This window comes from Archangium minus (genome assembly GCF_044360475.1).
GTDB classification, from domain to species: Bacteria; Myxococcota; Myxococcia; order Myxococcales; family Myxococcaceae; genus Archangium; species Archangium minus.
On the sequence record NZ_CP043494.1, the window covers coordinates 6,369,663 to 6,380,562 of the forward strand.

Sequence of the window (10,900 nt, forward strand, 5' to 3'; positions counted from 1 at the left end):
GAGGAGGTGCCCATGGGTCCGTCGCTCGCAGCATTGGAAGCACAGTGCCAATCACAGGCAAGCAAGCTCACGCTGCCGCTGCTCCTCAAACGCAATGCCGAAGAATACGCGGACGCTCCCGCTCTCAGCGCTGGAGACAAGACGCTCACCTGGGCACAGCTGCGCGAACGGACCGCCGTGCTCGCCCGCGGGCTCGGCGCGCTCGGGCTGACGCGAGGCGAGCGGATGATGATCATGATGTCCAGCCGGCCAGAGCACTGGATCATCGACTTCGCCGCGGTCCACCTCGCCGCCATTCCCTGTACCGCGTACCAGACCCTGAGCATCGAGCAGGTGGGCTACGTCGCGCGGCACAGCCGGGCCACGGTGGTGGTGCTGGAGGGCGCGGAGGAGGTCTCACGGTGGCGGCCGGTGCTCGAAACGCTCCGGGCGCTCAAGCGGATCATCGTCCTCGATTCATCGGCCATCCCGGCCGGGGATGCGCGCTTCGTCTCCTTTGAGGAGGTCGAGGCCGAGGGACGCAGGTTGCACCAGGCGGAGCCCACGGTCTTCGAGGACGGCTGGAGATCCATCCGGCCCGAGGATCCGATCGCGATGATGTACACCTCGGGCACGACGGGCGACCCCAAAGGCGTGGTGCTGAGCCACCAGAACGCCTTCTATGAGGCGATCGCGGTGGATCTCGCCGTCCCCGTTCCCATGCAGGTCCCGTCGATCGCCTATCTCCCGCTGGCGCATATCGCGGAGCGCGAGCTCGGCTTCTACCGCGCACTCTACAAGGCGCTGCACGTGCACATCTGCGCGGATCCGGCGGGAGTGGTGCCGCTGATGGCCAAGGTGTCTCCCCCCGCGTTCTTCGGAGTGCCGCGCGTCTGGGAGAAGCTCGCCGGGGGCCTGCGGGCGAAGCTGGGCACGCTTGAGCCTCCTCAGCGCGAGGCCATTCTCTCCGCTCATGCTGTGGCCCTGGAGGCCTTCCGGCTCGAAGGTGTCGGAAAGGCTGTGCCCCCGGAGCTCCAGCAGAAGGCCGCGGAGGTGGATGCCAGGGTCCTCAAGCCCCTGCGCAAGGCGCTCGGACTGGACGCGCTCCAGTGGGCGAGCAGCGGCTCGGCGCCCATCCCCGTCGACATTCTCGAGTACCTCGGAGGCTTCGGGATCAAGGTGCTCGAGGTCTGGGGCATGAGCGAAACCACCGGCTGCGCCACCATCAGCACGCCCACGGACTTCCGCGTGGGTGCCGTGGGCCGGCCCATTCCCGGAGTGCAGCTCCGGCTGGCAGGGGACGGTGAAATCTTCGTTCGCGGCCCCGTGGTGTTCCTTGGCTATCTCGCCGCGGACGGCCAGATCGTCAGCGCGGTCGACGAGGACGGCTGGCTCGCCACCGGCGACATCGGCACGCTCGACCCCGACGGCTTCCTCACCATCACCGACCGCAAGAAGGAGCTCCTCATCACCTCGAGCGGGAAGAACATCGCGCCATCCCGGATCGAGGGCATGCTGCGCGCGCATCCGCTCGTCGGGCAGGCGATCACGATTGGCGACGGTCGGCCCTACGTGACGGCACTCGTCTCGCTCGACCCGGACGCCGCGCCGCTCTGGGCCAGGATTCAAGGTCTCGCGCCGCAGTCGCTCGCCGACCTCTCGCGCGATCCGGTGGTTCGCGCCGAGCTCGAGTCGCTCGTTGCTTCAACCAACGCCCGGCTTTCCCGAGCGGAGCAGATCAAGCGCTTCGAGGTGGTCCCCGAGGTGTGGTCTCCCGCGACGGGCCAGCTCACGCCCACCCTCAAGCTCAAGCGCCGCGTCATCCTCGAGCAGTACGCCGAGCGCATCGCCTCGTTCTACGCGAACGCCTGATTTCCACCTCCCGGAACACCACCCAAGGGACTCCCATGCATGCGAGAACACCGGAGCAAGCCTCGTTCGCCGACGCCATTGATGCGTTCTGCCGCGACAAGACGGGTACGCGCGCGCAACGCGACGCCTTGACCCGGAACGGCGCCGAGGCCCACAACCCCGCCCTCTACGCTCAGATGGCCGAGCTTGGTTGGCTCGGGGTGGGCATCCCGTCGAAGTATGGCGGCTCGGATGGCGGCCTCTCCGACATGTGTCTCTTCGCCGAGCGGACCGCGTACGGGCTCGCCCCGGTGGGGGGCTATATCACCACCTCGGTCGCCGCCGGTCCGTATGTGAAGTTCGGGACCGAGGCCCAGCGCGAGAAGATCCTTGGAGGTATCACCCGCGGCCGCGTGGAGGCGATCGCCATTTCCGAACCCGGGGCTGGATCGGACGTCGCCGCGATCACCTGCCGCGCGACCCGGACCCCTGGAGGGTTCATCATCAACGGGCAGAAGACCTGGGTCTCGAACGCGCACCTCGCGGACCATCTCCTGCTCGTGGCTCGCACCAACCCCTCGGGCGGACGGCACGAGGGCTTCACCATGTTCTGCGTTCCCGCGGGCACGCCAGGGATGGAGATTCGCGGTATCCCCACCCTGGGCGGCAAGGAAGTGAACGACGTCTTCTTCACCGACTGCTTCCTACCCGAGAACTCCGTGGTCGGAACCGTGGACCGGGCCTGGCCCCAGTTGATGGCGGGGCTCAACTGCGAGCGGCTCATTCTCGCCGCGTCCATGCTCGGCCGCGGCCGGCGTGCCTTCGATGACGCCGTCGCGTACGTGAAGGAGCGCAAGCAGTTCGGCCAGCCGATTGGTTCCTTCCAGGCGATCAAGCACCGGATCGCGGACCTCGCCACCGAGCTCGATTGCTGTGAGTTGCTCATCTACCGCGTGGCCGCGATGGCGGACGAGGCGCCCGAGCGGATGCTCCCTCGCGAGGCGTCGATGGCGAAGCTGAAGACGACCGAGACGGCCAAGCGTGTGGCGCTCGAAGGCATGCAGATGATGGGGGGCTACGGCTACGCCCTTGAGTACGACATGGAGTCGCATCTGCGAGCCACGGTGATCTCCACCGTCTTTGGCGGCACGAGCGAAATCCAGCGCGACATCATCGGCAAGACGTTCGGACTCTAGAGCGGAACCAGAGAAGAGAGAGGCAGACATGACGAGACGTTCCCCATGGGGCTCGGAGGAGCTCGAGCAGGTGCGCGGGCTCGCGGCCGCCTACTTCACGAAAGAGGTCCTTCCCAACGTGCCCAAGCACGTGGCCCAGGGTTATCCGGACAAGGCGCTCTATCGGCGAGCAGGCGAGCTTGGGCTCCTGTGCATGTCCATTCCGGAGGCCTATGGCGGAGGTGGCGGCACGTTCGCGCACGAGGCGGTCCTCATCGAGGAGCAGATCCGCGCCGGGGACCCTTCGATGGGCTTCTCGGTGCATTGCGCCATCGTCGCGCACTACATCCTCGCCTATGCGTCCGAGGCCCAGAAGCAGAAGTGGCTGCCCAAGCTCGCGAGCGGCGAGTGGGTGGGCGCCATCGCCATGACCGAGCCGGGGACGGGTTCGGACCTCCAGGCCATCTCCACCCGCGCGGTGCGTGATGGCGATTTTTACCGAGTGAGCGGCGCGAAGACGTTTATCTCCAACGGCCACGTCTGTGACTTCCTCATCATCGCCGTGCGGACGGGGGATGCGAAGGGGCACGCCGGCATCTCCCTGTTGTGCGCCGAGGTCTCCGACACGACGCCTGGCTTCGAGCGAGGCCGCATCCTCGACAAGCTTGGCGGCAAGGGCCAGGACACGACCGAGCTCTTCTTCGATGACCTGAAGGTCCCCGCCGTCAATCTGCTCGGCGGCGAGGAGGGCCGGGGTTTCGCCCAGATGATGCAGCAGCTGCCCCAGGAGCGGCTGAGCGTGGCGCTCATCGGGATGGCGAGCCTCGAGCGCGCCGTGGATTTGACGGTCGAGTACACCAAGCAGCGTCACGTCTTCGGCAAGCCCCTCCTCCAACTGCAGAACACGCGCTTCGAGCTCGCGGAGTGCGCGACCCTGAAGCGTGTGTGTCGCACCTTCATCGATGACTGCATCCAATCCCACCTCGAGGGCCAGCTCGACGCGACCACGGCGGCCATGGCCAAATACTGGGTGACCGACCAGGCCTGCATCGTCGTGGACCGCTGCCTGCAACTCTTTGGTGGGTACGGGTACATGAAGGAATACCCCATTGCCCACCTGTTCGCCGATACCCGCGTGTTGCGGATTTTCGCCGGCGCGAATGAGATCATGAAAGAGCTCATCGCCCGTTCCCTCTGAACCACTTCAATCGTCTCGCAAGGAGGCTCTCAGTGAGCCAGGAAGCTTTCATCTTCGACGCCGTTCGCACTCCCCGCGGCAAGGGCAAGAAGGGCGCGCTGCACGGAATCAAGCCCCTCTCTCTGCTCGTCGGCCTGGTGGATGCGCTCAAGAAACGCAACCCGAACCTGGATCCCCAGCGGATCGACGACGTGGTGCTTGGCGTGGTCTCCCCGGTCGGGGACCAGGGCGCGGACATCGCCCGGACCCTGGTGCTCGCGGCCGGACTTCCCGAGACGACCGGTGGAGTCCAGCTCAACCGCTTCTGTGCCTCTGGCCTGACCGCGGTGAACATGGCCGCCCAGCAGGTGCGCTCGGGATGGGAACACCTGGTCATCGCGGGTGGCGTGGAGAGCATGTCGCGCGTCCCGATGGGCTCGGACGGCGGCGCCTGGGCCCAGGACCCCGCCACCAACTATGACACCTACTTCGTGCCTCAGGGCATCTCCGCGGACCTGATCGCGACGATGGAGGGCTTCACCCGCGAGGACGTGGACCGCTATGCCGTGCAGTCGCAGGAGCGCGCTGCCAAGGCCTGGGCCGCCGGATACTTCAAGAATTCCGTCGTCCCAGTCGTGGACCAGAACGGGCTCACCGTGCTCGACCGTGACGAGCACATGCGTCCGGACTCCACCGTGGCCTCGCTCGGTCAGCTCAACCCGTCTTTCGTCGGAATCGGCGAGGTCGGCGGCTTCGACGCGGTGGCGCTGCAGAAGTACCACTTCGTGGAGAAGATCCACCACGTGCACACGCCGGGGAACTCGTCCGGCATCGTCGATGGCGCGGCGCTCGTGCTGTTGGGCTCGGAGAAGGCCGGCAAGGAGCTCGGCCTCAAGCCGCGGGCGCGCATCGCCGCCGTCGCCACATCCGGTGCGGACCCGACCATCATGCTCACTGGCCCGATTCCGGCCACCCGGAAGCTGCTCGACATCGCCGGCCTCTCCATCCGGGACATCGATCTCTTCGAGCTCAACGAGGCCTTCGCCTCCGTGGTCCTCAAGTACCAGAAGGACCTCGCCATCCCGAGCGAGAAGCTCAACGTCAATGGCGGCGCGATCGCCATGGGCCACCCGCTTGGGGCCACGGGCGCGATGATCCTCGGGACCGTGGTGGACGAGCTCGAGCGGCGGAAGGCGCGCCGCGCGGTCGTCACCCTGTGCGTCGGCGGCGGGATGGGCGTAGCCACCCTCGTCGAGCGCGTTTGAATCTCTTCCTCCTTTTTATCGACAACATTCGAGCGAACCCATGAGCGAGCAGAACACCATCCGCTGGGAGCGAGACGCCGACGGCATCGTGGTCTTGACGTTGGATGATCCGGGCCAGTCCGCCAATACGATGAACGCCGCATATGTGAAGTCCATGCGCGCGACCGTGGACCGCCTGGTCAAGGAGAAGGACACCCTCACGGGCGTCATCATCACCTCGGCGAAGAAGACCTTCTTCGCGGGGGGCGATCTGAACGATTTGCGCAACGTGAAGAAGGACGAGGCGAAGCAGGTCTTCGAGCTCGGACAGGAGATCAAGGCGCAGCTGCGGACGCTGGAGACCCTGGGCAAGCCCGTGGTCGCGGCCATCAACGGCGCGGCGCTCGGGGGTGGGCTCGAGATCGCGCTCGCGTGTCACCGGCGCATCATCGCCGACGTCAAGGGCGCGCAGGTCGGGCTGCCGGAGGTGACGCTCGGGCTGCTTCCCGGCGGCGGAGGCGTGGTGCGCACGGTGCGCATGCTCGGCATCGTGGACGCGCTGATGAAGGTCCTGCTCCAGGGTCAGCGTTACCGGCCGCAGGAGGCGAAGGAGCTGGGCCTCGTGCACGAGGTGGTGGACTCGGTGGACGCGCTCCTGCCCGCGGCCAGGGCCTGGGTGAAGGCGAACCCCACGGCGCAGCAGCCGTGGGACCAGAAGGGCTACAAGATTCCGGGCGGCACCCCGTCCTCGCCAGCCCTCGCGGCGAACCTGCCCTCGTTCCCCGCCAACCTGCGCAAGCAGCTCAAGGGCGCGAACATGCCCGCGCCGCGCGCCATCATGGCGGTGGCCGTCGAGAGCACGCAGGTGGACATCGACACCGCGTTCACCATCGAGTCGCGCTACTTCACCGAGCTCGTCACCGGCCAGGTCGCGAAGAACATGATTCAGGCGTTCTTCTTCGACATGCAGCACATCAACTCGGGCGGCGGCCGTCCGAAGGGCTTCCCGCAGCACACGGCGAAGAAGGTCGGTGTCCTCGGCGCCGGGATGATGGGCGCCGGCATCGCCTATGTGTGCGCCAAGGCCGGCATCGACGTGGTGCTCAAGGACGTGAGCCTTGCCTCCGCCGAGAAGGGCAAGCAGTACTCCGTCAAGCTGGTGGAGAAGGCCATCCAGAAGGGCCAGTCCACGAAGGAGAAGGGCGACGCGCTCCTGGCGCGAATCCACCCCACCGCGGATGCCGCCGCGCTCGCGGGTTGTGACCTGGTCATCGAAGCGGTCTTCGAGGACGTGAAGCTCAAGCACCAGGTCTTCCAGGAGATTCAAGGCGTGGTCTCCCCGGACGCGGTGCTTGCTTCCAACACCTCGACCCTGCCCATCACCCTGCTCGCCGAGGGCGTGAAGCGGCCGGCCGACTTCGTCGGGATGCACTTCTTCTCCCCGGTGGACAAGATGCCGCTGCTCGAGCTCATCGCGGGCAAGGCGACGAGCGATGCCACGCTGGCGAAGGCCATCGACATCGCGGTCCAGATTGGAAAGACGCCCATCGTCGTCAACGACAGCCGAGGCTTCTTCACCAGCCGGGTGATCGGCACGTTCCTCAACGAGGCCATCGCCATGGTGGGGGAGGGGATTTCGCCCGCCTCCATCGAGCAGGCGGGCCTCCAGGCGGGCTACCCCGCGGCTCCGCTCCAACTGGTGGACGAATTGACGTTGACCCTGCCGCGGAAGATTCGCCTCGAGACCAAGGCCGCCGCCGAGGCCGCTGGCCTGCCGTGGATGGACCACGGCAGCTACGCGGTCATGGACGCGATGATCGATCAGTACCAGCGCAAGGGCCGCTCCACCGGGGGCGGCTTCTATGACTACGTGGATGGCAAGCGCACGGGCCTCTGGTCGGGGCTCGCCCAGCACTTCACCAAGCCCGGTTACACCATCCCCTTCGAGGACATGAAGGAGCGGATGCTGTTCGCCGAGGCCATCGACACGGTGAAGTGCTTCGACGAAGGTGTCCTCCGCTCCGCCGCCGACGCGAACGTGGGCTCCCTCCTCGGAATCGGCTTCCCGCCGTGGACGGGAGGGGTCGTGCAATTCATCAACGGCTACGAAGGGCGTACCGGCACGGGGCCACGCGGCTTCGTCACCCGCGCGCGCGAGCTCGCGGAGCGCTACGGGAAGCACTTCCTGCCGCCCGCGTCGCTCGTCGCGAAGGCCGAAAGAGGCGAGTTCCTGAAGTAGCCCCCTCCCACAGAAGGAGAAGTCCCATGGCTCGGAGTCTCAGCAACCTCGCCGCCGTTCCGCCTTCGCTCGACACGAAGATGCTTGTCGAAAAGCAGCGTGCCTACTTCGAGACCCGAGTCACGCTCCCGCTGCAATGGCGGCGGGAGCAGTTGCAGGCGCTCGATCGGGCGGCGCGCAAGTACGAGGCGGAGATTCTCGCCGCCCTCAAGGCGGATCTTTCGAAGAGTCCGGAGGAGGCCTACCTCACCGAGGTCGGGAACATCTACGGAGAGATCAAGAACGCGCTCAAGAACGTGAAGGCGTGGATGGAGCCGCGGCGGGGGTCGGCGCCCCTCATCATCCAGCCGGCGCGGGCCTACCAATATGCGGATCCGCTCGGCGTGACGCTCATCATCTCGCCCTGGAACTACCCCTACCAGTTGTCGATGGCGCCGCTCATCGGGGCACTCGCCGCGGGCTGCACGGCCGTGTTGAAACCCAGCGAGCTGTCACCCGCGACTTCGGGTGTGCTCAGGCGGATGCTGGGCGAGGCCTTCCCATCGGAAGTCGTCTCGGTTGTCGAGGGGGGCGCGGAGACGAGCCAGGCGCTCCTCGCGGAGCGCTGGGACCTCATCTTCTTCACCGGTGGAACCCAGGTGGGGCGGGTAGTGGCCGAAGCCGCCGCCCGGCACCTCACGCCCACCGTTCTTGAGCTGGGTGGAAAGAGTCCCTGCATTGTCGACAGAAGCGCGGACATCGAGGTCACCGCGCGACGCATCGCCTGGGGCAAGTACGTCAACGCCGGACAGACATGCGTCGCGCCGGATTACGTGCTCATTCCACCCGAGCTCAAGGGCCGCTTCATCGACCTGGTCCAGAAAGCCGTCAGAAGCTTCTACGGTGCCGATGCGCGCACGAGCAGCGACTATGGCCGCATCGTCAGCCATCGCCACTTCGAGCGCATCTCCGCGCTTGCGGCCGACGGTCAGATCGCCTTCGGCGGCGAGCGCGACGCGCCCAGCCGCTACTTCGCGCCCACCGTCATCACCGATGCACCGTTGTCGAGTCCGCTGATGCAGGAGGAGATCTTCGGTCCCTTGCTCCCGCTCGTCGACTGTCCGAGCATCGACGACGCCATCCGCTTCGTGCGCGCCCGTCCGAAGCCGCTCGCCCTCTACAGCTTCGCGCGCGACGCGGCGGTGAATGAGCGCGTCCTCACGGAGACCTCGAGCGGCGGAGCGGTCGCCAACGACGTGTGCGTTCACTTCGCCGTCGAGGGGCTTCCTTTCGGGGGAGTGGGCGAGTCGGGGCTCGGCGGCTATCACGGCCAGGCCAGCTTCGATGCCTTCAGTCACAAGAAGAGCGTGGTGAAGCGGCCTTTCGCGCTCGACATGAAGCTGCGCTATCCGCCCTATGGCGGAAAGTTCGGCCTCTTCAAGCGCTTCATGTGAATTTCTACTTCGAAGCCAACTCCACCGGGGCCGCCGCTGTCTCTCGGCGGCCCCTCCTGGGTGGGTCTGCTCCTGCGCTGACAGGCCTATGCGCCTTCCCTCACTGAAAGGGGAGGGCCGCCGGAATCGCGGCGCAGGACGAAGAAGTACGGCGCCGCCATTCCTCGCGAGTCCATCGCGCCGAGCACCGTGTCCGCGTCGACCTTCCGGAACACGTCGAGGGTGGGCCGGTCATCGTAGATCATCGTCGCGCTGAGCTTCCCGCGGTACTCCGTCATGCGCAGCCGCGCCTTGTACTTCCCGGTCTCCACATCGGCCCGATGCGGGCCCACGAAGCCTTGAATGCTCGGCGACGGCCACTTGCGTGGATCCACCGGGAACACCGACGCGCGGTCCTCCGTGAAGAACAGCAGCGGGTGCACGCTCTCGGCGTCGATGAACTGCTTGCCGTACCAGCCGGTCGCGCTGAGCATTCCGTCTATCGGGTGCCCCGTCCGGAGCTCGCTGCCCTTCCACCTGCCGCACATGAAGGCGAGCTCCACCGTGGGCAGGCTGTCGAACAACGCGAGCGCCGCTTCGGTGTTGAGGTTCCCTGCTTTCACTGCTTCGTCGAAGGTCATGGCGTCCTTCCTCCTTGCATGTGCAGCACCGGTTTGATGGCTGTGCGCGTCTCCATGTCGTGAACCGCGTCGTTGATGGCCTCGAAGGCATAGGGGCGGCTCAGCTTCTCGATGGGAAACCGTCCTTCCGCGTGCAGAGAGACCAGGCGCGGAATGAAGGTCTTCGGATCGGCATTCCCCTCCAGGATGCCCATCAGCTTCTTCCCGGAGAGGAGGCCGATCATCGGGAGCGAGACTTCCGCGCCGTGACCAGGCAGGCCGAGCAACGCGCAGGTGCCCAGGGGCCGTGTCACGTCGAACGCCTGACGCAACACCTGGGGTGAGCCCACGCACTCCAGGGCGAAGTCCACGCCGCCCCGGGTTCGCTTCAGAATCGTCTTCGTGAGCTCGGGCTCGTGCGCCAGGAAGGTGTCGGTGGCGCCCAGTTCGCGCGCCAGCTCGAGCCGCTCCGCGCTGAGGTCCACGGCGATGATGCGCGCCGCGCCGGCGACTCGCGCCGCCATGATGGCCGCGAGGCCAACGGCGCCCGCTCCGTACACCGCGAGCTGCTGCCCGGCTTCAAGCCGGAACGCCTCGAGCACCGCTCCCGCGCCGGTCTGGAATCCGCAGCCCAGCGGCGCGAGCAGCTCGAGCGGCGCGGACGCGTCGACCTTCACCGCGTTGTGCTGGTGCGCCAGCACGTGTGTGGCGAACGAGGACTGGTGGAAGAAGCTGGAGCGAATCGGCTCACCGTGCCACCGCATGGGGAAGGAGCCATCAGGCCTGGCACCGGAGAAGTTCCCCGCGTACCCGCGCTCGCAATACGCGGGATGGCGGCGTGCGCACGTGCCACACTCGCGGCACGAGAAGTAGCTGAGCACCACCGCGTCGCCGGGCACGAAGTCCGTCACGCCGTCACCCACGGCCTCCACGACGCCCGCGCCTTCGTGGCCGAGCACGGCGGGGAAGGGGAAGCGGCCCGCGCCCGCCCGGTAGGCGAGGTCCGTGTGACAGATGCCACTCGCCGTCACCCGCACCCGCAGCTCGCCCGTCCGCGGCGAGTCGAGCTCGACCTCGTCGATGGCGAAGGGACCATTCACCACCTGCAGCACCGCGGCACGCACCGGAAGGCCCATGGGGTCATACTATTGGCAATCTGCCAATAGTGCACGGCAATGTTCTCGGCCCCAGACCGGGAGTCGA

At 66.9% G+C, this 10,900-nt stretch carries 8 protein-coding genes; 6 read left to right on the forward strand and 2 right to left on the reverse strand.

Translation table 11 applies throughout. The features are described from left to right. Positions 1 to 12 precede the first annotated feature (12 nt). From F0U60_RS25860 to F0U60_RS25885, 6 genes are read left to right on the forward strand one after another with little or no spacing between them, the layout of a single operon-like run. Entirely contained in the window at positions 13 to 1,851 is a 1,839-nt protein-coding gene (locus F0U60_RS25860; protein WP_395824564.1) for an AMP-dependent synthetase/ligase, read from the forward strand. Between the two features lie 35 nt (positions 1,852 to 1,886). Beyond that, positions 1,887 to 3,026 (forward strand): acyl-CoA dehydrogenase family protein, encoded by a 1,140-nt coding sequence (locus F0U60_RS25865; RefSeq protein WP_395824567.1) that lies wholly within the window; start codon positions 1,887 to 1,889, stop codon positions 3,024 to 3,026. A gap of 28 nt (positions 3,027 to 3,054) precedes the next feature. Continuing rightward, entirely contained in the window at positions 3,055 to 4,203 is a 1,149-nt protein-coding gene (locus F0U60_RS25870; RefSeq protein WP_395824570.1) for an acyl-CoA dehydrogenase family protein, read from the forward strand. 32 nt (positions 4,204 to 4,235) lie between these two features. Next, complete coding sequence (locus F0U60_RS25875) at positions 4,236 to 5,447, forward strand: acetyl-CoA C-acetyltransferase (protein WP_395824574.1); 1,212 nt, start codon at positions 4,236 to 4,238, stop codon at positions 5,445 to 5,447. Positions 5,448 to 5,487: 40 nt separating this feature from the next. Then, positions 5,488 to 7,665 (forward strand): 3-hydroxyacyl-CoA dehydrogenase NAD-binding domain-containing protein, encoded by a 2,178-nt coding sequence (locus tag F0U60_RS25880; RefSeq protein WP_395824577.1) that lies wholly within the window; start codon positions 5,488 to 5,490, stop codon positions 7,663 to 7,665. Between the two features lie 26 nt (positions 7,666 to 7,691). After that, positions 7,692 to 9,098, forward strand: coding sequence for an aldehyde dehydrogenase family protein (locus F0U60_RS25885; protein WP_395824580.1), 1,407 nt, complete (start codon positions 7,692 to 7,694; stop codon positions 9,096 to 9,098). Positions 9,099 to 9,184: 86 nt separating this feature from the next. Here F0U60_RS25885 and F0U60_RS25890 read toward each other — a convergent pair whose 3' ends face one another. Then, on the reverse strand, positions 9,185 to 9,718 hold the full coding sequence (locus tag F0U60_RS25890) for a DUF4334 domain-containing protein (RefSeq protein WP_395824583.1): 534 nt from the start codon (positions 9,716 to 9,718) through the stop codon (positions 9,185 to 9,187). Continuing rightward, positions 9,715 to 10,833, reverse strand: coding sequence for an NAD(P)-dependent alcohol dehydrogenase (locus tag F0U60_RS25895; RefSeq protein ID WP_395824585.1), 1,119 nt, complete (start codon positions 10,831 to 10,833; stop codon positions 9,715 to 9,717). Before F0U60_RS25895 ends, F0U60_RS25890 begins: the two co-directional genes overlap by 4 nt. Between the last annotated feature and the right edge of the window lie 67 nt (positions 10,834 to 10,900).

What these genes read in the sequence shown, in the direction of transcription:
- F0U60_RS25890 (WP_395824583.1), bottom strand. Translation starts at nt 9,718, where the DNA reads ATGACCTTCGACGAAGCAGTGAAAGCAGGGAACCTCAACACCGAAGCG.
- F0U60_RS25865 (WP_395824567.1), top strand. Translation starts at nt 1,887, where the DNA reads ATGCATGCGAGAACACCGGAGCAAGCCTCGTTCGCCGACGCCATTGAT.
- F0U60_RS25895 (WP_395824585.1), bottom strand. Translation starts at nt 10,833, where the DNA reads ATGGGCCTTCCGGTGCGTGCCGCGGTGCTGCAGGTGGTGAATGGTCCC.
- F0U60_RS25885 (WP_395824580.1), top strand. Translation starts at nt 7,692, where the DNA reads ATGGCTCGGAGTCTCAGCAACCTCGCCGCCGTTCCGCCTTCGCTCGAC.
- F0U60_RS25860 (WP_395824564.1), top strand. Translation starts at nt 13, where the DNA reads ATGGGTCCGTCGCTCGCAGCATTGGAAGCACAGTGCCAATCACAGGCA.
- F0U60_RS25880 (WP_395824577.1), top strand. Translation starts at nt 5,488, where the DNA reads ATGAGCGAGCAGAACACCATCCGCTGGGAGCGAGACGCCGACGGCATC.
- F0U60_RS25870 (WP_395824570.1), top strand. Translation starts at nt 3,055, where the DNA reads ATGACGAGACGTTCCCCATGGGGCTCGGAGGAGCTCGAGCAGGTGCGC.